Annotated in this window: 24 protein-coding genes and 1 tRNA gene; 13 read left to right on the top strand and 12 right to left on the bottom strand. The window is 59.9% G+C overall.

Annotated features, from left to right (window positions below; genetic code table 11):
* Positions 1 to 8: 8 nt before the first annotated feature.
* Positions 9 to 85: transfer RNA gene (locus EOL43_RS09580), tRNA-His, on the bottom strand.
* Between the two features lie 106 nt (positions 86 to 191).
* Here EOL43_RS09580 and EOL43_RS09585 point away from each other — a divergent pair.
* Positions 192 to 401, top strand: coding sequence for a DUF6324 family protein (locus EOL43_RS09585; RefSeq protein WP_133487957.1), 210 nt, complete (start codon positions 192 to 194; stop codon positions 399 to 401).
* 6 nt (positions 402 to 407) lie between these two features.
* On the opposite strand, the gene EOL43_RS09590 is transcribed toward EOL43_RS09585, so the two are convergent.
* The 4 genes from EOL43_RS09590 to EOL43_RS09605 form a co-directional block, all read right to left on the bottom strand.
* Positions 408 to 866: an MmcB family DNA repair protein gene (locus EOL43_RS09590; protein WP_166636225.1), complete on the bottom strand. Its 459-nt coding sequence runs from the start codon at positions 864 to 866 to the stop codon at positions 408 to 410.
* A 286-nt stretch (positions 867 to 1152) separates the two neighbouring features.
* On the bottom strand, positions 1153 to 1644 hold the full coding sequence (gene coaD, locus EOL43_RS09595) for a pantetheine-phosphate adenylyltransferase (protein ID WP_133487959.1): 492 nt from the start codon (positions 1642 to 1644) through the stop codon (positions 1153 to 1155).
* Between the two features lie 205 nt (positions 1645 to 1849).
* Positions 1850 to 2284: a CBS domain-containing protein gene (locus EOL43_RS09600; RefSeq protein ID WP_133487961.1), complete on the bottom strand. Its 435-nt coding sequence runs from the start codon at positions 2282 to 2284 to the stop codon at positions 1850 to 1852.
* A 92-nt stretch (positions 2285 to 2376) separates the two neighbouring features.
* Entirely contained in the window at positions 2377 to 3273 is an 897-nt protein-coding gene (locus EOL43_RS09605; protein ID WP_133487963.1) for a LysR family transcriptional regulator, read from the bottom strand.
* A gap of 188 nt (positions 3274 to 3461) precedes the next feature.
* Between EOL43_RS09605 and EOL43_RS09610 the strand changes: the two genes are divergently transcribed.
* The 7 genes from EOL43_RS09610 to EOL43_RS09640 all read left to right on the top strand — a co-directional run bounded on the left by EOL43_RS09610 (position 3462) and on the right by EOL43_RS09640 (position 10390).
* Positions 3462 to 4961: a CoA-acylating methylmalonate-semialdehyde dehydrogenase gene (locus EOL43_RS09610; RefSeq protein WP_133487965.1), complete on the top strand. Its 1500-nt coding sequence runs from the start codon at positions 3462 to 3464 to the stop codon at positions 4959 to 4961.
* A 133-nt stretch (positions 4962 to 5094) separates the two neighbouring features.
* On the top strand, positions 5095 to 6228 hold the full coding sequence (locus tag EOL43_RS09615; RefSeq protein ID WP_133487967.1) for a carboxylate-amine ligase: 1134 nt from the start codon (positions 5095 to 5097) through the stop codon (positions 6226 to 6228).
* A 141-nt stretch (positions 6229 to 6369) separates the two neighbouring features.
* Positions 6370 to 7521, top strand: coding sequence for an acyl-CoA dehydrogenase family protein (locus EOL43_RS09620; protein ID WP_133487969.1), 1152 nt, complete (start codon positions 6370 to 6372; stop codon positions 7519 to 7521).
* Positions 7521 to 8549 carry an enoyl-CoA hydratase/isomerase family protein gene (locus tag EOL43_RS09625; RefSeq protein ID WP_133487971.1) on the top strand — a complete coding sequence of 343 codons (1029 nt, stop codon included), beginning with the start codon at positions 7521 to 7523 and terminating at the stop codon, positions 8547 to 8549. The genes EOL43_RS09620 and EOL43_RS09625 overlap by 1 nt, the downstream gene beginning before the upstream one ends.
* 10 nt (positions 8550 to 8559) lie before the next feature.
* Complete coding sequence (gene mmsB, locus EOL43_RS09630; protein ID WP_133487973.1) at positions 8560 to 9432, top strand: 3-hydroxyisobutyrate dehydrogenase; 873 nt, start codon at positions 8560 to 8562, stop codon at positions 9430 to 9432.
* Positions 9433 to 9457: 25 nt separating this feature from the next.
* Entirely contained in the window at positions 9458 to 10117 is a 660-nt protein-coding gene (locus EOL43_RS09635; RefSeq protein WP_133487976.1) for a Crp/Fnr family transcriptional regulator, read from the top strand.
* A 78-nt stretch (positions 10118 to 10195) separates the two neighbouring features.
* Positions 10196 to 10390: a YgaP family membrane protein gene (locus EOL43_RS09640; protein ID WP_133487978.1), complete on the top strand. Its 195-nt coding sequence runs from the start codon at positions 10196 to 10198 to the stop codon at positions 10388 to 10390.
* 102 nt (positions 10391 to 10492) lie between these two features.
* Here the strand turns inward: EOL43_RS09640 and EOL43_RS09645 are convergent, their stop codons facing one another.
* From EOL43_RS09645 to EOL43_RS15545, 6 genes are all read right to left on the bottom strand, one after another.
* Positions 10493 to 11902: a TRAP transporter large permease gene (locus tag EOL43_RS09645; RefSeq protein WP_133487980.1), complete on the bottom strand. Its 1410-nt coding sequence runs from the start codon at positions 11900 to 11902 to the stop codon at positions 10493 to 10495.
* Positions 11902 to 12567 (bottom strand): TRAP transporter small permease, encoded by a 666-nt coding sequence (locus tag EOL43_RS09650; RefSeq protein WP_133487982.1) that lies wholly within the window; start codon positions 12565 to 12567, stop codon positions 11902 to 11904. The genes EOL43_RS09645 and EOL43_RS09650 overlap by 1 nt, the downstream gene beginning before the upstream one ends.
* A 107-nt stretch (positions 12568 to 12674) precedes the next feature.
* Complete coding sequence (locus EOL43_RS09655; protein ID WP_133487984.1) at positions 12675 to 13676, bottom strand: DctP family TRAP transporter solute-binding subunit; 1002 nt, start codon at positions 13674 to 13676, stop codon at positions 12675 to 12677.
* A gap of 235 nt (positions 13677 to 13911) precedes the next feature.
* On the bottom strand, positions 13912 to 15153 hold the full coding sequence (locus EOL43_RS09660) for a sigma-54-dependent transcriptional regulator (RefSeq protein WP_133487986.1): 1242 nt from the start codon (positions 15151 to 15153) through the stop codon (positions 13912 to 13914).
* The gene (locus tag EOL43_RS09665) at positions 15150 to 16514 is read right to left on the bottom strand and encodes a sensor histidine kinase (RefSeq protein ID WP_240686515.1); all 1365 of its coding nucleotides are present in this window, start codon (positions 16512 to 16514) and stop codon (positions 15150 to 15152) included. Before EOL43_RS09665 ends, EOL43_RS09660 begins: the two co-directional genes overlap by 4 nt.
* An 18-nt stretch (positions 16515 to 16532) precedes the next feature.
* A complete protein-coding gene (locus EOL43_RS15545) occupies positions 16533 to 16892 on the bottom strand; it encodes a hypothetical protein (protein ID WP_240686516.1) in 360 nt (119 codons plus the stop codon).
* Positions 16893 to 16950: 58 nt separating this feature from the next.
* Between EOL43_RS15545 and EOL43_RS09670 the strand changes: the two genes are divergently transcribed.
* Positions 16951 to 18126: a cytochrome P450 gene (locus tag EOL43_RS09670; RefSeq protein ID WP_133487988.1), complete on the top strand. Its 1176-nt coding sequence runs from the start codon at positions 16951 to 16953 to the stop codon at positions 18124 to 18126.
* Positions 18127 to 18265: 139 nt separating this feature from the next.
* Here EOL43_RS09670 and EOL43_RS09675 read toward each other — a convergent pair whose 3' ends face one another.
* Positions 18266 to 18727 carry an Lrp/AsnC family transcriptional regulator gene (locus EOL43_RS09675; protein WP_133487990.1) on the bottom strand — a complete coding sequence of 154 codons (462 nt, stop codon included), beginning with the start codon at positions 18725 to 18727 and terminating at the stop codon, positions 18266 to 18268.
* Positions 18728 to 18867: 140 nt separating this feature from the next.
* Between EOL43_RS09675 and EOL43_RS09680 the strand changes: the two genes are divergently transcribed.
* From EOL43_RS09680 to EOL43_RS09695, 4 genes are read left to right on the top strand one after another with little or no spacing between them, the layout of a single operon-like run.
* A complete protein-coding gene (locus EOL43_RS09680) occupies positions 18868 to 19194 on the top strand; it encodes a DUF2849 domain-containing protein (RefSeq protein ID WP_133487992.1) in 327 nt (108 codons plus the stop codon).
* Positions 19187 to 20857 carry a nitrite/sulfite reductase gene (locus tag EOL43_RS09685; RefSeq protein WP_133487995.1) on the top strand — a complete coding sequence of 557 codons (1671 nt, stop codon included), beginning with the start codon at positions 19187 to 19189 and terminating at the stop codon, positions 20855 to 20857. Before EOL43_RS09680 ends, EOL43_RS09685 begins: the two co-directional genes overlap by 8 nt.
* Complete coding sequence (locus tag EOL43_RS09690; RefSeq protein ID WP_133487996.1) at positions 20847 to 21587, top strand: phosphoadenylyl-sulfate reductase; 741 nt, start codon at positions 20847 to 20849, stop codon at positions 21585 to 21587. The genes EOL43_RS09685 and EOL43_RS09690 overlap by 11 nt, the downstream gene beginning before the upstream one ends.
* Positions 21584 to 21994, top strand: coding sequence for a DUF934 domain-containing protein (locus EOL43_RS09695; RefSeq protein ID WP_133487998.1), 411 nt, complete (start codon positions 21584 to 21586; stop codon positions 21992 to 21994). The genes EOL43_RS09690 and EOL43_RS09695 overlap by 4 nt, the downstream gene beginning before the upstream one ends.
* Positions 21995 to 22040: the final 46 nt, after the last annotated feature.

The following is a 22040-nucleotide window of genomic DNA, read 5'->3' on the forward strand; positions in this document are numbered from 1 at the left end:
AGGGGGGATGGTACCGACACCCCGGCTCGAACGGGGGACCTCTTGATCCACAATCAAGCGCTCTAACCTACTGAGCTATGTCGGCACGCTGGATGCGTTTACCCCCACCCGCGGGGCATTGCAAGAGGTCCCGGCTTGAAAAATGCACGAAAGCGCACTAACCCGATCAGAAGAAATTCAGGAGGCCACACATGGGCATCAACGACGAAAGCGACATCGACGCAAACCTTCAGATCGGGCCGACCTCGATGGGTATGGTGCGCCTTTATGTAGAAGGTGGCGGCGTGGAACTGCCGATGGATTTCGAACCGGAAGAGGCCGAAGAAATCGCGGAAGAGATGCTGGCCGCCGCCAAGCAGGCCCGCGCCTTGGCAGACAGCACCAAATCGAAGAAAAAGTAACGTTTTCTAGACGTTGACCAAAGCCGCCACGCCGGGATCGCGGAACCCCTGCAACCGGCGTGCGGCATGGGTTGCGAATTTATGCACCATCACTTTGCGCCGGGCTGGGGCCAGCTTGTCTTCCGGCCCCATGCGCAAAATCTCGGCATCATAGCTGTCTGCGATAATCAGCCCGGTGTCGTCCGGTAAAAGTTCGGTCGGAAAATCGGAATCAACGGCCCAGAAATAGCGGTCGCACCATTCCAGATAGCCTTCCCATTTATTGTCCGAAGTGAAATCCACGCGCGAGGATTTGCATTCAATCACCCAGACCTCGCCCTTTGGCCCCAAGGCCATCACATCGACCCGCAACCCGCGTGCCGGCACCAGTTCTTCGACCGTGACAAACCCGTGGCTCAGCATGTGGCGACATACGCCGCGCGCCAGCAATTGTCCGGGCATCAAGATTTGCGATTGGCTGTCCATGCCCCACACGAACATTTCATGAACAAAATGTCAATGCAGCGTGCGTGGCGGCCCGCCCCCTTGCGCCCAGCGCCCCCCGCGCCTATCTAGGCCAAGGCGGCTTCTGCCCTTCGCGTCACATGCGGGTAAAATTCCGGTGGCCTTAAGCAATTCCGAGGGAGCTGGCTCTGTTTGGGCCGTGGTCCACTTACCCGGCGCCCACCTGTATATACAGGTCCTCGGGAATTCAGACCCCGACGGTTGCGGTGGGGCCGCCACTTCCCCTCTCATGCCAGTGCAATCGCGCTTATTTAATCTTGTCCAGAAGCTGAACACGCACGTCATCGGGAACGAACTTGCTGACGTCACCACCCAGCTTCGCGATCTCTTTCACCAGCTTCGACGCAATCGCCTGATAGCGCGCTTCCGCCATCAAGAACACGGTCTCCACACTGTCATCCATCGCGCGGTTCATGCCAACCATCTGATATTCATACTCAAAATCCGTCACAGCTCGCAGGCCGCGAATGATAATCTGCGCGCCAACGTCATGGGCGCAGTCGATCAGAAGGTTCTGGAACGGATGCGCAACGATCTCTGTCCCGGTTTCGGCGGACAGTTTCGCGCATTCGCTTTCGACCATCGCCACGCGCTCTTCCAAGGAAAACAGAGGCCCCTTGCCCGTGTTGATGGCAACACCAATCACCAGCCGATCCACCAGCGCACAGGCACGACGAATGATGTCCGTGTGCCCCAAGGTGATCGGGTCGAAAGTTCCGGGATACAATCCAATGCGCATGATATGATCTCCTTGCAGTGGGCGCACGCAACATTATGGCGCGCCCAAATGCAAGCTTTTTCCGCAGCGCAGCGTATTCCTACGTAAAGCATTTCGAAGCAAACTTGGGCCTCATGTTTGTTTCGAAACGCCCGCCACACGGAAATCCGGCTCTGCGCTTCGGCTTTTCCCTTCACAGGTCAAATCCGAAACGCTTTTATTTGCCTTAATAGCCCATGATCATGTTTTTCAGGGCATCCGCCTGCTGTGACAGCTCTTCCAAACGCGCCTTGACCACGTCCCCGATGGACACCAGACCGACCATCTCGTCGCCTTCCATCACCGGCATGTGGCGGAAGCGACCCTCGGTCATGGTTTGCAGCACCTGAATGGCGCGGTCGCCCGGCGCACAGGTGATCAGCTTCGCTGTCATCAGGTCGTCGACCGGCTGATCCAGACAGCCCGTGCCGACCTTGCCAAGCTCGGACACAATATCGCGCTCGGACAGAATACCCGCAGGATGCACTCCGTCATTGGACACGATGACCGCACCGATTTTCTTCTCAGACAAAAGCTGTGCCGCATCTGCCACCTTGCTGCCCGGCTTGACCGTTGCAACGCCCTCGATGTTCTTATCTTTGAGGATCTGGTGAATGAGCATAGGCGCCCTCCTGACTGTATGTATTGTATTTTTCTGTCCCCAGCGTCACCCTTTGCGCAACAAAATGTCAAGTGCTCTTTGCAGCTGCAGCACTAAACTTCCACCATTCCTTCAAGACGGGCCACTTCGTCGCGAATGCCGCGCAAAAGCTCTTCGCCCACGCGCGCGAACCGCTCCATGCGGGCGTCGCCTTCGTGACGCACCAGATAGAACGACCGTTTGATCGACAACTCGTCCGTCAACACGCGTTTCAGTTCTGGCGTCGAGGGCAAGATGAAGTCATGCGTAACCCCGATGCCGCCGCCCTGCTTCACCAGCCCCAGCTGCACCGACACCAGATTCGACGCCAGCGCCGTCTTCTCCACCCCGAGGTCTTCAAGGAAATCCAACTCGGGGTACGAGATCATGTCCTGAATATACCCGACCACCGGATGATTGCGCAGATCCGCCAAACTGTCCAAGGGTGCGGCCTGTGCCAAATAGCTGTGCGCGGCCGCCAAATGCAGATGGTAATCCGTGATCTTCTGCACCGTGATCCGCCCCGTTTGCGGCGGAGACACCGTGATAGCCATATCCGCCTCGCGCTTGGACAGGTTGATCACGCGCGGAAGGGCCACGATCTGCAACTCCAACTCTGGATGATCGCGCTGAATGGCCGCGCAGACCTGCGGCAAGATGAAACTGGCCACCCCATCCGTTGCGCCGATCCGCACCTGCCCGGACAATTGCCCCGACTGCCCTGCCAGCTCGTCCACCCCAGACATCACCGCCTGCTCGGCCCGTTCGGCATGGGCCATCAAGCGCAACCCTGCATCTGTCAGCGCATACCCTTGCGGAGATTTCGTGAACAAGGGCAGCCCTAGATCCGCCTCGAGCTTCGACACCCGCCGCCCGACCGTGGCCGCATCCCGCTTCAACACACGCCCAGCACGCGACAGGCTTTCCCCCCGCGCCACCGCCAAAAACACTTTCAGATCGTCCCAATCCACCGCGACCGCCCCTTCCTCTTGCGCCAAATACCTTGGGGTGAATGCGCGCAGCGCAGAGGGGCAAAGCCCCTAACCACTCTCGCACCACACCCGAACCATTGCAAAAATGCAAAACGCTTTTGGAAAACTACCCCTTTTCCCGGCAATTCTGCAAGACTATCCTGCGCTGGAAATTTGGGAGACTTACCATGCAGAAACTTGGACACTGGATCAACGGCCAGATGGTCGAAGGTACGTCGGGCCGCTACGCCGACGTCTACAACCCCGCCACCGGCGAAGTGCAGGCACAGGTTGCTCTGGCCACCAAAGCCGAGCTGGACGACGCCGTCGCCAAAGCCGCAGAAGCTCAGAAAGCCTGGGGCGCCACCAACCCGCAGAAACGCGGCCGCGTGATGATGGCTCTGGTTGGCCTTCTGAACCGCGACATGGACAAACTGGCCGAAGCCCTGTCGCGCGAGCATGGTAAAACCATCCCCGACGCAAAAGGCGACGTTCAGCGTGGTCTGGAAGTGATCGAATACTGCATCGGCGCCGCCCAGATGATGAAGGGCGAGTTCACCGACAGCGCTGGCCCCGGCATCGACATGTACTCGATGCGTCAGCCGCTGGGCGTTGTGGCCTCGATCACCCCGTTCAACTTCCCCGCCATGATCCCGCTCTGGGGCATGGGCCCGGCTCTGGCCGCGGGTAACGCGATGATCCTGAAGCCGTCCGAGCGTGACCCCTCGGTTCCGCTGATGCTGGCTGAGCTGTGCAAAGAAGCTGGCCTGCCTGACGGCGTGCTCCAGGTTGTGAACGGCGACAAAGACTCGGTTGATGCCATTCTGGACAACGAAACCGTTCAAGGTGTGGCCTTCGTTGGCTCGACCCCGATCGCGCACTACATCTACTCGCGTGCAACTGCCAACGGCAAACGCGCACAGTGCTTCGGCGGCGCGAAGAACCACATGATCATCATGCCCGACGCGGACATGGAGCAAGCTGCTGACGCGCTGGTCGGCGCAGGCTTCGGTGCTGCTGGCGAACGCTGCATGGCGATCTCGGTTGCAGTTCCGGTTGGGAATGAGACCGCAGACAAGCTGCGCGACGCTCTGGTCCCGCGCATCGAGAAGCTGAAAGTGGCACCTTACACTGCTGGCGACGACGTGGACTACGGCCCGGTTGTGACCGCAGCCGCTAAGGAAAACATCCTGCGTCTGATCAACTCGGGCGTGGAACAGGGTGCTGATCTGGTTGTCGACAACCGCGACTTCACGCTGCAAGGCTACGAAGACGGCTTCTTTGTTGGCCCGCACCTCTTTGACAACGTCACCACCGACATGGACATCTACAAGCAGGAAATCTTTGGCCCTGTTCTGTCGATGGTCCGCGCCGAAACCTATGAAGAAGCCATCGGCCACGCCATGGATCACGAATACGGCAACGGCACCGCGATCTTTACCCGTGACGGTGACACCGCCCGTGACTTCGCCAACCGCATCAACATCGGCATGGTCGGCATCAACGTTCCGATCCCGGTTCCGCTGGCCTATCACACCTTTGGCGGCTGGAAGAAGTCGGGCTTTGGTGACCTGAACCAGCACGGCCCGGACGCGTTCAAGTTCTACACGCGCACCAAGACCGTGACCCAGCGCTGGCCGTCGGGCATCAAAGAAGGTGGCGAGTTCAACTTCAAAGCCATGGACTAAACCCACACGCGGTTTACACGAAACGCCCCGGCCATCCGCCGGGGCGTTTTGCGTTTCAAGCCCCCTGCCTGCTTGTCCCTTCGGCATTCTCTTGCCAAAGTGGACCCGCGCGACGCAGACAGGAGGACAGGTTATGGCCCGAACAGCCCCCACATTCTCGATCGGGATCGAGGAAGAATACCTTCTGGTAGATCGCGACAGTCTTGCCCTGCGCGAAGCCCCTGATGAGATGATGGAGGCCTGCCGCGCGGAACTGGAAGGCCAAGTCAGCCCCGAATACCTGCAATGCCAGATCGAAATCGGCACCCGCGTTTGCGCCAATGTGTCTGAAGCGCGCGATGACCTGAAACGCTTGCGCGCCAGCGTCGCGAAGAACGCGAAAGACTTCGGACTGGCCCCAATTGCCGCGTCCTGCCACCCGTTTGCCAGTTGGAAAGACCAGCACCATGTGAACAAGGACCGCTATAACGATCTGCGTCGCGATCTGGCGGGGGTTGTGCGCCGAATGCTGATCTGCGGGATGCATGTGCATGTTGGCATTTCCGATCCAGACACGCGCATCGATCTTGTGAATCAGCTGTCCTATTTCCTGCCACACCTGCTGGCGATGTCCGCTAGCTCGCCTTTCTGGCAGGGCGAGGATACGGGGCTAGCATCCTATCGCCTGACCGTTTTCGACAACCTGCCCCGCACCGGGCTGCCGCCGCAACTGGGCAGTTGGTCGGAATACGAACGCTCGGTTCAGGCGCTGGTGGATATCGGCGTGATAGAAGACAGCTCGAAAATCTGGTGGGATCTGCGCCCTTCGGCCCGTTTCCCGACGATCGAGGCACGCATTTGCGATGTACAACCCCGGCTGGAAGACACGCTGTCGCTAGCAGCTCTGATCCAATGTCTGACCCGGATGTTGTGGCGCCTGAAAGCCAAGAACCAGCGCTGGCGGCTCTATGACAACTTCCTGGTCGGTGAAAACCGCTGGCGCGCCCAGCGCTATGGGGTCTCGGGCGGGCTGATCGACTTTGGCCAAGGCGAGATCGTAGAGTTTGACGCGCTGCTGGAAGAAATGATCGAGTTGACCGCCGAAGACGCCCAGTTCCTGGGCTGCCAGGCCGAGGTCGAACACGCCCGCACCATCCTGTCCGGCGGTGTTGCTGCAGACCGGCAGCGCGCTGTCTTCCAAGACAGCATTCAAGCCGAAAAACCGAAAGAGGAAGCCCTGCGCGACGTGGTCCGCCATTTGGTCGACAGTTTTCACGAAGGGCTATAACGGCGCGCGATTTCTACGTGGGTTTTCTGATGGTTAGCTTCAGCGGCACCTTGTCACTCGGCGCAACAGTGACAGGGCTTGAAAAACTCCTGTAAGGATTGCCTCATAAGCTCCGTGCAAACACGTGGACGGGAGGACCAGATGGATTTCGCGCTGACCGAAGAGCAGACCCTTATCTTCGACATGGCCAAAAGCTTTGGCGAAGAAAACATTGCACCAAATTCCGAGAAGTGGGAGGCCGACGGCACCATCCCGCGCGAGCTGTGGCCGCAACTGGCCGAGCTGGGTTTTGGCGGCGTTTACGTGTCCGAAGAATACGGCGGCTCGGGCCTGTCGCGCCTTGATGCCACGCTGATTTTCGAAGCGCTGGCGATGGCGGATCCCTCGGTGGGGTCCTTCCTGTCGATCCACAACATGTGTGGCGGCATGATCGACAAGTTCGGCAAGGAAGAAGACAAGCAGAAATGGCTGCCTGCGCTCTGCTCGATGGAGAAAGTTTTCTCGTACTGCCTGACCGAACCCGGATCGGGCTCGGACGCAGCGGCCCTGAAAACCCGCGCCGAAAAGACCGCTGATGGCTATGTGATGAACGGCAACAAGGCGTTCATCTCGGGCGGCAACTATTCGGACGTCTACGTCACCATGTGCCGCACCGGCGACGATGGCCCCAAGGGCATTTCGACCGTGGTGGTGGAAAATGGCACGCCGGGCCTGAGCTTTGGCGCCAATGAACGCAAGATGGGCTGGAAGGCGCAGCCGACCTCTCAGGTGCAATTCGACGACTGCCTTGTCCCGCATGAAAACCTGCTGGGCGAAGAGGGCAAAGGCTTTACCTATGCGATGGCCGGTCTGGACGGTGGACGTCTGAACATCTCGGCCGGTGCTTTGGGTGGCGCGCAGAAAGCGCTGGACTTGACCCTGCAATATATGGGCGAGCGCAAGGCGTTTGGCAAAACCATCGACCAGTTCCAAGCGCTGCAATTCCGTCTGGCCGAGTACGAGACCAAGTTGCAAGCCGCCCGCACATTCCTGCGCCAGGCGGCGTGGAAGCTGGACAACGGCGCGCATGATGCTTCGAAATTCTGCGCCATGGCCAAACTGATGGTGACGGATGTGTCCTTCGAGGTCGCCAATGGCTGTCTGCAGCTGCATGGCGGTTATGGCTATCTGTCCGACTACGGCATCGAAAAGATCGTGCGTGACCTGCGCGTGCACCAGATTCTGGAAGGCACGAACGAGATCATGCGCCTGATCGTTGGACGTCAACTTCTGGCAGAGCGTGATCGCGGCTAATGGCAGACATCCACATCCGAAAAGAAGGCAAGGCTGGGCGGATCACATTGACCCGCCCCGAGGCGCTTAATGCGCTCAGCTATGACATGTGCCTTGAAATTGACGCGGCCCTGATCAAATGGGCCGATGACGACGAGGTCGCGCTGATCCTGATCGACGCCGAAGGCGACCGCGCCTTCTGCGCAGGCGGTGATATTCGCGAGATTTACGAGATCGGCCTATCGGGCGATCACACCCGCGCGCAAGAATTCTGGCGCGACGAATACCGGATGAATGCGCGCCTGTTTGAGTTCCCCAAACCCGTGGTCAGCTTCATGCAAGGCTTCACCATGGGCGGCGGCGTTGGCGTAGGCTGTCACGGCTCGCACCGGATCATGGCGCGTTCGTCGCGCATGGCGATGCCGGAATGTGGGATTGGGTTGGTGCCGGATGTGGGCGGATCAATGATCTTGGCCCATGCGCCGGGCCGGTTGGGCGAATATATCGGCATGACCGGGGCGCGACTGGCGCCGGGCGATGCGATCCACGCGGGCTTTGCAGATTACGTGATCCGTCAGGCCGAATGGGACGCGCTGAAAGCGGACCTGATCCGCACCGGCGACCCCAGCCACATTGACGAAGCCGCAATCCCGCCGATCCCCGGCAACCTGTCGGCCATGCAGCCGATGATCGATGCCCATTTCGGTGGAGGGTCTCTGGGCGAGATCGTGGCGTCCCTGCGCGCCGAAGACAGCCAGTTCGCCGAAAACACGCTGGAGCTTCTGGGTCGCAATTCGCCCCTCTCGATGGCCTGCACGGTCGAGATGTTGCACCGCATGGCGGGCACCCGTGATGTGCGGGCGTCGCTCGAACTGGAATACCGCTTCGTCTATCGCGCGCTAGAACACTCCGATCTGGTGGAAGGCATTCGCGCCGCCGTGATCGACAAAGATCGTAACCCGAACTGGGAATACGACATGGAAAACCTGCCGCAAGAGGCAGTCGAACATATGCTTGCCCCCTTGGGCGACAACAAACTGACATTCTAGGGAGAACCACATGAAAATCGGATTTATCGGACTGGGCAACATGGGTGGCCCGATGGCGGCGAACTTGGCCAAAGCCGGTCACGAGGTCACCGGCTTTGACATGGCCCCGGTCGACATCGAAGGTGTGGTGCTGGCGGCATCGGGTGCAGAAGCCGCTGCGGGCAAAGACGTGGTTGTGACCATGCTGCCCAACGGCCAGATCCTGCGCGCCGTCGCCAATGAAATCGTGCCCGCGATGGACAAGGGCACCGGGTTCGTCGATTGCTCGACCGTGGACGTGGAAAGCGCGCGTGCGGTGGCGGAACAAGCCGCGGCAGCTGGCATGCTGCCGGTAGACGCCCCCGTGTCGGGCGGTGTTGGCGGCGCGGCCGGTGGCACACTGACCTTCATGGCCGGCGGTTCGGAAGAAGCCTTTGCCAAGGCCGAGCCCCTGTTCGACATCATGGGTCAAAAAGCCGTGCATTGCGGCGACAGCGGCGCCGGTCAGGCCGCCAAGATCTGTAACAACATGATCCTTGGCATCACCATGATCGGCACCTGTGAAGCTTTCGCGCTGGCCGACAAGCTGGGTCTGGATCGCCAGAAGATGTTCGACGTCGTGTCGACCTCGTCGGGCTATAGCTGGACGATGAATGCCTATTGCCCCGCGCCGGGTGTTGGCCCTCAGTCGCCAGCCGACAATGACTATCAGCCCGGCTTTGCTGCCGAGTTGATGCTGAAAGACCTGCGTCTGAGCCAGCAGGCTGCCGAAGCTGCAGATGCCGACACCCCGATGGGTCAGGCCGCGACCGAACTGTATACGCAGTTCGTCGAAAACGAAGACGGTCTGGGCATGGATTTCTCAGCCATGTTGCCGCGCTTTGAAAAACGCGGTCGCAGCTAAGACGCGTTCGGTCTAGCCTGTTCCTATGAGTTGGACCGAACATACTGACCAGATCGCCGGGCTGGATGCCCCAGCCCGCGCGCTTCTGGATACGCTTTCCCCGATGGAGGTGCCCGAGGGCGCCGTTCTGTTTTGCCCCGGCGAGGCCGTGAAAGGCTATGTCGTCATGCTTTCTGGGCAGGTCGACGTGAACCTGATCGGCCCCAATGGGCGCGATATTCTGCTTTACCGCGTGGCGCCGGGCCAAAGCTGCATCCAGTCGACGCTGGGTCTGTTGGGTGGCGACGATTATACCGCCGAAGCAACCGCCGAGACCCCTGCCCGTCTGGTCCTGATCCCGCGCGACGTGTTCTTTGCACTTCTGGACAGTTCGCCCGGATTTCGACGTCTGGTCTTCGGGGCGTTCGCCGAACGCATGCAGTCGATGATGCAACTGATCGAAAACGTGTCCTTCATGAGCGTCGAGGCACGTCTGGCCGCGCTGATCCTCGACCGCTCTGGCCCCGATGGGTGCCTGCACATGACGCAGGCCGAGATGGCGACGGCGATTGGCACCGCGCGCGAAGTGATCTCGCGCAGGTTAGACAAGATGGCGCATGCGGGATCTGTGGCCCATGAACGCGGGGTGGTAACGGTTCTGGATCGCAAAGCGCTGAACAAAATCGTCAGCGGCACCGCTTTTTAATCCCCCTATGTGACCACGTCACATGCCTTTCGATTGGCGCCTTGCTAGCAAGGGGTCAGACAAGGAAAGGAGTTCATCATGCTCAAACGTAACGAAGGTAATCTGGATCGTATTCTGCGCGTTGTTGCCGGTCTTGCCCTGTTGGGGTGGTACTTTTTCGCAGGCGGCCCGGTCTGGGCCTTGATCGGTGTGGTTCCTCTGGCCACCGGCGCGCTGGGATCCTGCCCGGTGTATTCGATCTTCGGGATCAACACCTGCAAGCTTAAAAGCTAAACTGGATCCTATTCAGAGAATCTCAACACTCGCCCCCTAAACAGGTCGAAGTAGCGAGTGGATAGGTTTGCGCCGGACCTTTTGGGGCCCGGCGCTGTTTTTTTATTTGGTTATGATTTCCGGCCCCATGAAGGTGTTGGGCAGGAAGGTCGATAGCCACGGTATGTACGTGATCATGATCAGGAAGACGAAGAGCACGGCCAAGAAGGGCAGCGCTGCACGCACCACTGACATCATCGGCATACCGGCAACGCCACTGGTCACGAAGAGGTTCAGACCCACCGGTGGAGTAATCATCCCGATCTCCATGTTCACCACCATGATGATACCCAGATGGATCGGATCGATGCCCAGCTCGATGGCAATCGGGAACACCAAGGGTGCCACGATGACCAGAAGGCCCGACGGCTCCATGAACTGACCACCGATCAGCAGGATCACGTTCACAACGATCAGGAACATGACCGGACCGAAGCCTGCGTTCAGCATGGCACCTGCGATTTGCTGCGGCACCTGTTGCTCGGTCAGCACGTGCTTCAGGATTAGCGCGTTGGCAATCACGAACAAAAGCGTGACCGTCAGTTTCCCCGCCTCGAACAGCGTATGCTTGGTGTCCGGGTGGAAGAGCGATGTGATCAGCGCCTGCGGCTTCTTGAACAGGCTGACTTTCTCACCGGTCGATGCCTCGAGGTTGCCAGCCGACACCCCAGCTGCGGCCCCAGCGAGCGGCCCCATGTCCTTGTAGACGAAGGTCGCAATCAGGAAGGCATAAACAGCGGCAACAGCAGCGGCTTCGGTCGGAGTAAAGATACCGCCATAGATACCGCCCAGAATGATGACAATCAGGAACAGACCCCAACCGGCTTCTCGACCGGACTCGATGATCTCGCCCCAGCCTTTCCATTCGCCCTTGGGCAGGTTTTTGACCTTGGCGATGACATAGATCGTCACCATCAGCATGAAGCCCGCCAGAAGGCCCGGGATCACACCAGCCAGGAACATCCGGCCAACCGACACCTCAACCGAGGCAGCATAGACCACCATCACGATCGACGGCGGGATCAGGATGCCCAGCGTACCTGCGTTACAGATCACACCTGCGGCAAACTCCTTGGAATAGCCCACTTGGCGCATGCCTGCGATCACGATCGAACCGATGGCGACCACAGTTGCGGGCGACGAGCCCGACAGGGCTGCGAACATCATACAGGCGAACACACCCGCGATGGCCAGACCGCCCGGAAGGTGGCCCACACAGGCAATCGAGAAGCGGATGATCCGGCGTGCCACACCACCCGTCGACATGAAGCTTGAGGCTAGGATGAAGAACGGGATGGCCAGCAGGGTGAAGTGCCCCTCAAAGGCTTCGAACAGCGTGCCTGCGACCGATGCCAGCGTGGCGTCCGAATAGAACAGCAGGAACAGGATCGAGCTGAGGCCCAGGCTGACTGCGATCGGCACACCGATCAGCAGAAGGCCGATCACCATTGCAAAAAGAATTACGACGTCCATCAGTCATGCTCCCCCAATTGCTCACGAACTTCCTGGATCTCGTCCTCGACTTCGTGGCTTGCGACCAACCGGTCCGTTTTTCCGCTCCAGATCGCAAGCGAGGCCTGCAGGAACCTAAAGAGCAACAGCATCATCGAGATCGGCAGAACAATGTAAGGCACGACTTTCGGAAGCTTTTCATAGCTTTCGCCGTAGTTGATCAGGTCTTCCAGAAACGCAAAGAGCCCAATCATCGGCACGTCCTGTACCTCGTAAAAGGATTGCGAGCGGAACTTGTCGACAAAGCCCGTCGGGAACCAGCGACCCGAGGTGGGCGGCAGGTCGGCGAACACGGCCCAGTAGTCATACGCGCCCTTCACCATGAACACCGAGAACAGGACACAGGCGGCCGCTGCAATCAGTCCCAGAACACGCGCAACCGCGGGCGGAACCATGTTGACGATCGCATCAACGCCCAAGTGGCTATGTTTCTTCACCGCATAAGAAGCGCCCAGCAGCACCAGCCACCCGAACAGGAACACGGTCAGTTCCAGCGCCCAGAGAATATTTGAATTGAACCCGAAACGGGCAATGACGTTTGCGAAGGTAATCGCCGTCATCAACCCAAGGAGCGTCGCGATAAGCGTCTCCTCGATTCGGTCCACGAAGGTGTGCTTGTGTTGCATGTCCTCGTCCCCGCAGAATTTTTGCTAAAGATGCGGGCCCGATGGGGCACCGCGACACCAGTGGTGTTCCGGGACGCTGATGCGCGTCCCGGAGAGTTTTCTATGGCTTACGAGCCTGCGTTGATGGCTTGTGCCGCGTCGATGTTTTCCTGGCCTACATCGTCCGAGAACTGGTCCCAAACCGGCTTCATCGCATCGACCCATGCCTGACGCTGTGCGGCGTCCAGCTGACGAACTTCACCACCGGCGTCGATGATCGACTGCTTGGCAGCTTCGTTCACGGCAGTCGATTCCGCGTTACGTGCGGTGGTCACTTCCGACAGGATGGTCAGGAACTGATCGCGTACATCGGCATCAAGGCTTTCCAGCCAATCGATGTTGGTCACAACCAGATAGTCGATCACACCGTGGTTGGTCTCGGTGATGCCGTCCTGAACTTCGAAGAACTTCTTACCGTAGATGTTCGACCAGGTGTTTTCCTGACCGTCCACAACACCCTGCTGCAGGCCGCCATAGACTTCCGAGAAGGCCATTTTCTGCGGGCTACCGCCGATGGCTTCCATCTGGGCAACCAGCACGTCCGACGACTGCACGCGGAACTTCAGGCCGGCAGCATCGGTCGGCAGAACCAGCGGCTTGTTGGCCGACATCTGCTTCATGCCATTGTGCCAATAGGCCAGCCCTTGCAGGCCGCGGCGCTGCATGCTGTCCAGAAGGGCCTGACCGCTTTCCGAAGCCTGGAAGGCGTCGACCGCGTTGATGTCGTTGAACATGAACGGCAGGTCAAAGATGCGGAATTTCTTGGTGAACTTTTCGAATTTCGACAGCGACGGTGCAGCCAACTGAACGTCGCCCTGCAGCATGGCTTCCAAAACTTTGTTGTCGTTGTAGAGCGTCGAGTTCGGGAAAACCTCCATACAGGCTTTGCCGTTCATCTCGTCGTTGACACGCTGTTCCAGAAGCGACGCAGCGATCCCTTTCGGGTGCTTGTCGGTGTTGGTTACGTGGCTGAACTTGATCACGATCTCGCCGTCGTCACAGGCCGCCTGCGCGGTGGTGACAGAGGCTGCAATGGCCAGGGCCGAAGCCGCAATGGTCAGGAATTTCATGTGGTGTCCTCCCAGACAGATAGAGTAAGCGCCGCAAAAATGGGCAACTGCTCTATAGGCTCACGGCTTCGTGACGCCGCCAAGGGGAACCAGAAAAAACTCAGGAAATGTTGGTTTTTTCTTTTGTTTACTGCAGGTTGTCGCGCTTGACGCTGAGGAAATAGCGGACTTGCAGCTGCAGCATGGGCGGAAAGTCACACAGGTGATTGTGGGGTTTGTGCGGAAATCCGCACAGTCAGCCGCGAAATGCCTCGGGCCGAATCCCGTGCCGTGCCAGCTTGTCATAGAAGGTCTTGCGCGGCAGTTTCAGCTCTTTCGCCGCCGCACTCGCTCCGCCGCCGTGACGTTTCAGAGCATCCATCAGCAGTGACCGTTCGACCTGCGCCAACTGCTCGGCCAAGCCCAACCCCGTGTCATCCTGAGGGCTGTCCATCTGCCCCAAACCAAGCCCCATCGCAAAGCGCATAGCCGCATTCATCAAGGCCCGCGCGTTGCCCGGCCAGTCCTGAGCCATCAGCTGCGCAATCGCATCCTGCCCGATCTCGGGCGGGGTCAATGCTGCCTGCTCGGACGAGATCGAGACATAGTGGCGGAACAGAAGCGGGATGTCCTCTTTCCGCTCGCGAAGGGCCGGGATGCGAATGCGGAAGAGATCCAGCTTATAATAGAGGTCCGCATTGAAGCGGCCCGCCTGATGCTCTGCTTCCAGATCGCGATAGCTTCCGGCCACCATACGCCAGTTGCCGGGCTGCTCGAGCAGATCCAGCAGTTTGTATTGCACGGCAGCCTCCAGCGCGCCGACCTCGTCCAAAAACAAGGTGCCGCCCTCGGCCCGTTTCACCCCGTCCATCAGATCCTCGGCGGATAACCCCGCCGCCGCCAGTTTGACGAAAGGCCGCGTGGCATCGCCAGACAGTAGGTGTAAAACCTCGGCCACCTTGGACGTGCCCGACCCCGGCTCGCCACAGATCAGGACCTCGGCGTTGGTGGTGGCAGCCGCGCGGATCTGCGCCCTTAGCTCCTCAGCCAGCGCACTTTCACCGATCAATAGACGCGCTGCCGCGTCACCGGTCTGCGCCTTGGCGCGCAGGGCACGGTTTTCCAACACCAGCGCCCGGGTCTGCAGCGCCCGCCCAATCACTGAAAGCAGCGTATTCGGGTCACAGGGCTTTTCCAGAAAATCAAACGCCCCCTCGGTCATCCCGCGCACGGCGGTCGGAATGTCGCCCTCGCCCGTCAACAAGATGACAGGCAAATCAGGATCAACCTCTTGCGCCTGCTGCAACAGCGCGAAGCCATCCTTCCCGGGCATACGAATATCCGACAGAATGGCCCCCGGAAAGTCGGGCTGGATGTGATCCTTAGCTTCGACATAGCTGCCCGCCGCGATCACCGTCAGACCGTTCAGCTCTAACGTCTGGCCCAGCGCTTCACGCACCATCATGTCATCATCAACCAACAACACCGTCTGTGTCATTCCGCGTCCTTCCAATAGGGCAGCTCGACCGTGAACATCGCCCCGTTTTCGCAATTGCGCCCGCGAATATCACCCCCGAAGCTTTGCACAAGCCCATAGGAAATCGACAGCCCCAGCCCCATGCCCTCGTCCCCCACCTGCTTGGTCGAGAAGAAGGGTTCAAAAATGCGGTCAGGGTCTTCAATGCCCGGCCCGCTATCCTGAACCGTCACCGACAGGGTCTTGCCCGCGTTCACAACGATCCGAATATGCCGGTCGTCTTGTTCCATCATGGCGTCCGCCGCGTTGTTGATCAGGTTGACGAAAACCTGAGACAACCGCACCTCGCCCGCCTTAGCAAATACCGGCGTGGCCGGAGGCGTCCAATCAAGCGTAACCCGATCCGCCTTAAGCCGCGGTTCCGTCAGCTCGACCGCCGTCGACACAACCTGTCCCAGATCAACCTTGCCGGTCGGTTCGGCTTCGTTCCGGGCAAAGGCGCGCAGGTTCTTGATGATCCGCGCCATGCGGTGGGACAGTTCGGAAATCCGGGTCAGGTTCTGCCCGGCCTGCTCCTCCTGCCCGCGCTCAAGAAACAGTGTGGCGTTCTCGGAAAAGCTGCGGATCGCCATCAGGGGCTGGTTCAACTCGTGACTAATGCCCGCTGACATCTGCCCAAGCGCCGACAGCTTGCCCGCTTGTACCAGATCATCCTGCGCCTTTTTCAACGCGGCCTCAGCTTCGCGCCGTTCGCGGTTTTCCCGCAGCAGATCGAGGTTCGCTTCGGACAGCGCTTGCGTGCGCTCTGCCACCCGGGCCTCAAGCCGCGCGTTGGCGGCAGCTTCGATGCGCAATCTTTCATTCAACGCACGCCTGCGTTCGCCAACCGCCAGAAGAAGTCCACCGATCCCCAAGCAAATCGCGGCGGCAATGGCCGCCAACAGGGCCGCGCTGCGCTCGGCAGGCGCGGTATCCAGCAGGATTTCACCATTCAACCCGACAGTCGACAGATCGCGGGTCAGATGCAGCGCACTATCGGGAAGGTAGGGTCCAGCTTCGATCGCCCAAACTTCGTGTCCCGTCCAATGGCTGGCGCTGCTGTTCAAAAACCCTTCGGATGGTCGGGCAGCACTAACCAGATCCAGCCGGTTCGACACAAAAACGCGTGTGTCATTCAAGGTGAAAAACAACGCCGAGGCGGTCGACGGCCAGTTCTCTTCAAAATCCAGAAGGTTCGTGCGGGCGATCACCGCGCCCTGGCCCTGTTCTCCCTCACCCAGAACCGGCGCTGCGAAGGAAAACACCCGGCGCAGGCTGTCATCACCCACCGCCTGAAACTCGGCTTCCGACCCCAAAGCACCTGTCAACGCACGGTGCAGCATCGCCCCAGCCGGATCCAACTAGTGCTGTGTCTGATGCGACGCCGCCAATACGCGCCCACTGGCATCGACCAGCAAAAGCTGATGCGCGCCGGTCATATCCGCCATGGCGCGCAGCAGATCATCCGCGGTGCGTGGGTCCTCGGCCTCGCCGCTCAGTCGGGCCCTCAAATCCGGATGGCGCGCCAACACGACGGCCAGTTCCCGATAGCGAAACAGGTGGCGCGTCAATTGGTCGGTCGCCAGCTCCAGTTCCGACGACGCCTGTTCTGCCAGCGGTGTTAATGCCGCCCGCCACGCCACCGCCCAGACCCCGGCACTGATCACCAGCGTCCCGAGAAGAAAGGGAAAAATCCACTTCGTATGCAGAAACCGCAACATGAGGGCAGCATAGGAAAGGCCTCTTGCATTGACCAGCCGCTTTAAGGAACATGCGCGCATGAAGCGACTGAGCCAATCCCCAACGGATCCCGAATTTATCCAGAACCCCTATGCCTTCTATGACCACGCACGTGCGGAAGGGGACCTGTTCTTCTGGACCGATTACGACCTGCCCATGGCGGTCAGCTTTCGCGCGGTGAATGCGCTGTTGCGCGACCGTCGTTTCGGGCGTGAACCCGTTGAGCCACGCCAGTTTCCCGACCATCTGGCCCCGTTTTACGCGGTCGAGGCGCATTCGATGCTGGAACTGGAAGCCCCCCGCCACACGCGCCTGCGCAAACTGGTTCTACGCGCTTTCACTTCACGCCGGATTGCGGCCCTAGGCCCCGAAATCGAGGCCCTGACCCACGACCTGATCGACGCGTTTCCAGACGGCGAATTTGACCTTCTTCCCGCTTTCGCCACCCGTATCCCTGTGATCATCATTTGCCGCCTTCTGGGCGTCCCCGAGACCCGCGCCGATGACCTGCTGCGCTGGTCCAATGCCATGGTCTCGATGTATCAAGCCCGCCGCACTCGCGCGGTCGAAGACGAGGCGATTGCCGCCACCGAGGCCTTCGTCGCTTTCATGCGCGACTACGTGGACCAGCGGCGTGGCGACCCGCGTGACGACCTGATTACCGAACTGATCCAAGCCGAGGAAGAAGGCGAAAAGCTGTCCACGGACGAGCTGATTTCGACCTGCATCCTACTTTTGAACGCGGGCCACGAAGCCACCGTGCACGCGATGGCCATCGCCGTAAAAACCCTTCTGGAACAAGGTACTCCCTCTACCGCCCTGTCCCCAGACGCCATTGACGCAACGATCGAGGAAACCCTCCGCTTCGACCCGCCGCTGCACATGTTCACCCGCCATGTCTATGAAGACACGACGCTCTATGGGCAGGCGTTCAAGCGCGGGGATGAAATTGGATTGCTGCTGGGCGCGGCCAATCGCGACCCGAACATGTGGGACGATCCCAACACCTTTGATCCGACCCGTCGCACCCAACAGAACACCGCCTTCGGTGCCGGGGTACATTTCTGCATCGGCGCGCCGCTGGCCCGGCTAGAGCTCAAATACGCGCTCCCAATACTATTCGACCGTTGCCCGAACCTGACCATCACAGCGCCGCCGAAATACGGAAATGTCTATCACTTCCACGGGCTCTCAGGCTTGATGGTAAAGACCTGACACCTTCCTCTTGCCGAAAATACCTTGGGGTGTCCGAGGGCTTCCCGGAATTGGTCCGGGGGACCAATTCGCCCGAAGGACGCGCGCAGCGCAAGGCGCAAAGCCCCTCAGGCTCACGACGTGAGCCACCGACAGCGTATCAGATCGGCAGCTCGGTCGAAAACTTGATCTCTTCCATAGACAACAGCGCGGTGACGTTGAAGATTTTCACCTCAGAGATCAGCGCTTGATAGAATTCGTCATAGGCACGGGCGTTCTTCACGCGGACCTTCAGGATATAATCAATCTCACCCGCCAACCGGTGCGCTTCCATCACCTCGGGGCGCGCGCGCAGGGCGGCCAGAAACTTCTCTTGCCAGTCGGCCTCATGCTCGGACGTGCGGATCAGAACGAAGAAACAAGCTTCAAATCCAAGGCTTTCGGCATCCATGACCATGGTGTTCTGCCCGATCACCCCATTTTCGCGCATCTTGCGAATCCGGTTCCACACGGGCGTCTTGGATGACCCAACCTTTTTGGCAATTACGTCCAAAGACTGCCCCGCATCGCGCTGAAGCTCGCGCAGGATTTTCCGGTCGATCTCGTCCAGCCGAACAGACATTCCGCTTTTTCCCCTCTTCTGGTCCAAGCGTTCCAACTGACGCGCAAACCGAAACAACATTCCTTATTTACCGCGACACCTCGCGGAATAATGGGAAAATGTCCTATATAAAGCCCGAACGCAACCGGAAAGGACATGCCATGCCCCGCCCTTTTAGCCCCAAAGTGGTAACCGCCAACGATCTGATCGAAGGTGACGTAATCTATATGGCCCGTAACGGGTCGTGGGTCCGCGACATGTGTATGGCATGGCTGATCGAGGACGAGGCCGAGGCAAACACCCAATTGGCACGCGCCACGGACGAGCCCGGTATCGCCGTTGGCCCCTATCTGGCGGACGCCGCCGCAGGCCCCACCGGCCCGATCCCCACCCATTTCCGCGAAGCGTTCCGTGCCACCGGCCCGTCGAACCGTTTCCATGGCAAACAGACACAGCAATCGGCACCGGAGGCCGTGGCCAATGTATGATTACAACAATTTCGACGAAAGCTTCGTGCGCAACCGTGTCGCGCAGTTCCGCGAGCAAGTCGGCCGCCGCATCTCGGGCGCGCTGACCGAAGACGAATTCAAGCCGCTGCGCCTGATGAATGGCGTTTATCTGCAGCTGCACGCCTATATGCTGCGGGTCGCGATCCCCTATGGCTCGCTGAACCCGAACCAGATGCGCCAACTGGCGATGATCGGCGAACGCTGGGACAAGGGCTATGGCCACTGGACCACGCGTCAGAACATCCAATACAACTGGCCGCGCCTGTCGGACATTCCGGATATGCTGGATGCGCTGGCCGATGTGGGCATGCACGCCATCCAGACCTCGGGCAACACGATCCGCAACGTGACCGCCGACCATTTCGCCGGCGCCGCCGCGGACGAGGTTGAAGACCCCCGCCCCACCGCCGAGCTGCTGCGTCAGTGGTCCACCGACCACCCGGAATTCCAATTCCTGCCACGCAAGTTCAAGCTGGCTGTGACCGGATCGAAAGCTGACCGTGCTGTCACCAAGGCGCATGATATCGGCATCCGCATCGTGAAGAACGCGGCCGGAGAGATTGGCTACCAGATCCTCGTCGGTGGCGGCCTTGGCCGTACGCCCGTTGTGGGTCAAGTCCTGAAAGACTTCCTGCCGCGCGAAGATCTGCTGCCTTATGTCGAGGCTGTCGTCAGCGTCTACAACACGCTGGGTCGCCGCGATAACAAGTACAAGGCGCGCATCAAGATCACCACGATGGAGAACGGGATCGAGGCGATCCATGATCTGGTCGAGGCCCGTTTTGCCCAACTGCGCCCGCTCTTCTCGGGTGTGGATCAAGAGCATTTCGCGAATATCGCCGCGGACTTTAAAGCGCCGGAGTTCAAGACCGCATCGCTGGACGGCTACCACGCCGCCCGCGACGCCGACCCGATCTTCCGCTCGTGGAGCGACACCAACGTGGATGACCACCGCGCGGACGGATACGGGATCGTCACAATCTCGATGAAGGCGCATGGCGCCACGCCGGGTGACGCGAGCGCCGATCAGATGCGCGTGCTTGCCGATCTGGCAGAAGAGTTCGGCCACGGCGACATTCGCATCAGCCACGAGCAGAACGTGATCTTCCCGCATGTCCACCGTTCGGACCTGCCCGCGATCTTTGCCGCCCTGCGTGCGCATGGCATGGCGACCGCAAATGCTGGCCTGATCTCGGACATCATCGCCTGCCCGGGCATGGATTACTGCGCGCTGGCCACAGCCCGTTCGATCCCTGTCGCGCAAGAGATTGCGGAACGTTTCGACGCGCTGAAAATCGAGCACGATATCGGCCATCTACAGATCAAGATCTCGGGCTGCATCAACGCCTGCGGGCACCACCACCTGGGCCATATCGGCATTCTGGGTCTGGATCGTGCGGGCGTGGAAAACTATCAGATCACCTTGGGTGGTGACGCCGGCCCGGACACTGTGATTGGCAAGCGGGCGGGTCCCGGCTTTGCCTATGACCAGATCGTCCCGGCCATCGAACGCCTTGTGCACGCTTATCTAGAGCTGCGCGAGGACGAGGGCGAGACCTTCATCGACGCCTATCGCCGCCTTGGCGAAGCGCCGTTCAAGGCTGCTCTGTATCCGGAGGAGGACAAGACCAATGCCGCTTGAACTCCCCCTTCCCCCCGCGGAAGAGCGCGCGGCCGATCTAAATGACCGCTACAAGCACCATTCCGCGACCTCGGTCGTGGAACGGGCGCTGTCGGACAGCACCATCGGCTCGCTTGCTCTGGTATCCAGCTTCGGTGCGGAAAGCGTTGTGCTGCTGCATCTTGTGGCCAAGGTCGACCGCACCGTTCCGGTGATCTTTCTGGACACGCAAATGCTGTTCCAGGAAACGCTCGACTATCAGGTCGAAGTGGCTGAGAAGCTGGGTTTGACGGATGTACGGGTCATTCACCCGGACGCGGAAGATCTGTTTGCCCGCGACCCGGACAACATTCTGCATCTGGCTGACACCGATGCCTGCTGCGAGCTGCGCAAGGTCGAACCGCTGGACCGTGCTTTGAACGGGTTTGACGGCTGGATCACCGGGCGCAAGCGCTTTCAGGGCGGCAAGCGCGTAGATCTGGAGTTCTTCGAAGCTGAAGACGGTCTGCTGAAGGTCAACCCGTTGGCCCATTGGGCGGCATCGGACGTGCAGGATTACCTGATCAACAACCGCCTGCCCAAGCACCCGCTGGTCGCACGCGGCTTCCCGTCGATCGGCTGTGCGCCCTGTACATCGGCTGTGAAACCCGGTGAAGACCCGCGTGCCGGACGCTGGCGCGGGGCCGAAAAGACGGAATGCGGCATTCACTTTGTCGACGGAAAAATGGTTCGCGTAGGAGCAGAAGCATGAGCGTGATTGTAACCGATAACGGCTTTGCCCGTGACGACTGGACCGAAGGGTTCGCAACCCCGGACGAGCGCGCTGCCAATGATACGCGCGGTCTGCACATCGCCTCGGACACGGATCCGGCGGCGCTGGCTGATCTGATGGTGGGCGTGCCTGCCATCCGCATCGACTTCCCGTCCTTCGCAGATGGGCGCGGCTTTACGCTGGGCCGTCAACTGCGCCTTCTGGGCTACGAGGGTCGCCTGCGCGCCCACGGCCACGTGATCTCGGATCAATATGCGATGGCGCGCCGGTCGGGCTTTGACGAGGTCGAGATCTCGGACGAGCTGGCCCAGCGCCAGCCGGAAGCCGAATGGCAGTACCGGGCGGACTGGAAAGCCTATGACTATAGGTCGCGGATGACCGGCTAGACCGCCCTTCGCAACCCCCCTATATACTCTGACAAGAAAGGGCGAG

Source organism: Aliiroseovarius marinus (genome assembly GCF_004360145.1).
In the GTDB taxonomy this organism is placed as follows: domain Bacteria; phylum Pseudomonadota; class Alphaproteobacteria; order Rhodobacterales; family Rhodobacteraceae; genus Aliiroseovarius; species Aliiroseovarius marinus.

Bases quoted from the DNA above. Each gene is read 5' to 3' on its own strand.
- EOL43_RS09585 (WP_133487957.1), top strand. From the start codon at position 192: ATGGGCATCAACGACGAAAGCGACATCGACGCAAACCTTCAGATCGGG.
- EOL43_RS09590 (WP_166636225.1), bottom strand. From the start codon at position 866: ATGGACAGCCAATCGCAAATCTTGATGCCCGGACAATTGCTGGCGCGC.
- coaD (WP_133487959.1), bottom strand. From the start codon at position 1,644: ATGCGCATTGGATTGTATCCCGGAACTTTCGACCCGATCACCTTGGGG.
- EOL43_RS09600 (WP_133487961.1), bottom strand. From the start codon at position 2,284: ATGCTCATTCACCAGATCCTCAAAGATAAGAACATCGAGGGCGTTGCA.
- EOL43_RS09610 (WP_133487965.1), top strand. From the start codon at position 3,462: ATGCAGAAACTTGGACACTGGATCAACGGCCAGATGGTCGAAGGTACG.
- EOL43_RS09615 (WP_133487967.1), top strand. From the start codon at position 5,095: ATGGCCCGAACAGCCCCCACATTCTCGATCGGGATCGAGGAAGAATAC.
- EOL43_RS09620 (WP_133487969.1), top strand. From the start codon at position 6,370: ATGGATTTCGCGCTGACCGAAGAGCAGACCCTTATCTTCGACATGGCC.
- EOL43_RS09625 (WP_133487971.1), top strand. From the start codon at position 7,521: ATGGCAGACATCCACATCCGAAAAGAAGGCAAGGCTGGGCGGATCACA.
- mmsB (WP_133487973.1), top strand. From the start codon at position 8,560: ATGAAAATCGGATTTATCGGACTGGGCAACATGGGTGGCCCGATGGCG.
- EOL43_RS09635 (WP_133487976.1), top strand. From the start codon at position 9,458: ATGAGTTGGACCGAACATACTGACCAGATCGCCGGGCTGGATGCCCCA.
- EOL43_RS09640 (WP_133487978.1), top strand. From the start codon at position 10,196: ATGCTCAAACGTAACGAAGGTAATCTGGATCGTATTCTGCGCGTTGTT.
- EOL43_RS09645 (WP_133487980.1), bottom strand. From the start codon at position 11,902: ATGGACGTCGTAATTCTTTTTGCAATGGTGATCGGCCTTCTGCTGATC.
- EOL43_RS09650 (WP_133487982.1), bottom strand. From the start codon at position 12,567: ATGCAACACAAGCACACCTTCGTGGACCGAATCGAGGAGACGCTTATC.
- EOL43_RS09655 (WP_133487984.1), bottom strand. From the start codon at position 13,676: ATGAAATTCCTGACCATTGCGGCTTCGGCCCTGGCCATTGCAGCCTCT.
- EOL43_RS09660 (WP_133487986.1), bottom strand. From the start codon at position 15,153: ATGACACAGACGGTGTTGTTGGTTGATGATGACATGATGGTGCGTGAA.
- EOL43_RS09665 (WP_240686515.1), bottom strand. From the start codon at position 16,514: ATGCTGCACCGTGCGTTGACAGGTGCTTTGGGGTCGGAAGCCGAGTTT.
- EOL43_RS15545 (WP_240686516.1), bottom strand. From the start codon at position 16,892: ATGTTGCGGTTTCTGCATACGAAGTGGATTTTTCCCTTTCTTCTCGGG.
- EOL43_RS09670 (WP_133487988.1), top strand. From the start codon at position 16,951: ATGAAGCGACTGAGCCAATCCCCAACGGATCCCGAATTTATCCAGAAC.
- EOL43_RS09675 (WP_133487990.1), bottom strand. From the start codon at position 18,727: ATGTCTGTTCGGCTGGACGAGATCGACCGGAAAATCCTGCGCGAGCTT.
- EOL43_RS09680 (WP_133487992.1), top strand. From the start codon at position 18,868: ATGCCCCGCCCTTTTAGCCCCAAAGTGGTAACCGCCAACGATCTGATC.
- EOL43_RS09685 (WP_133487995.1), top strand. From the start codon at position 19,187: ATGTATGATTACAACAATTTCGACGAAAGCTTCGTGCGCAACCGTGTC.
- EOL43_RS09690 (WP_133487996.1), top strand. From the start codon at position 20,847: ATGCCGCTTGAACTCCCCCTTCCCCCCGCGGAAGAGCGCGCGGCCGAT.
- EOL43_RS09695 (WP_133487998.1), top strand. From the start codon at position 21,584: ATGAGCGTGATTGTAACCGATAACGGCTTTGCCCGTGACGACTGGACC.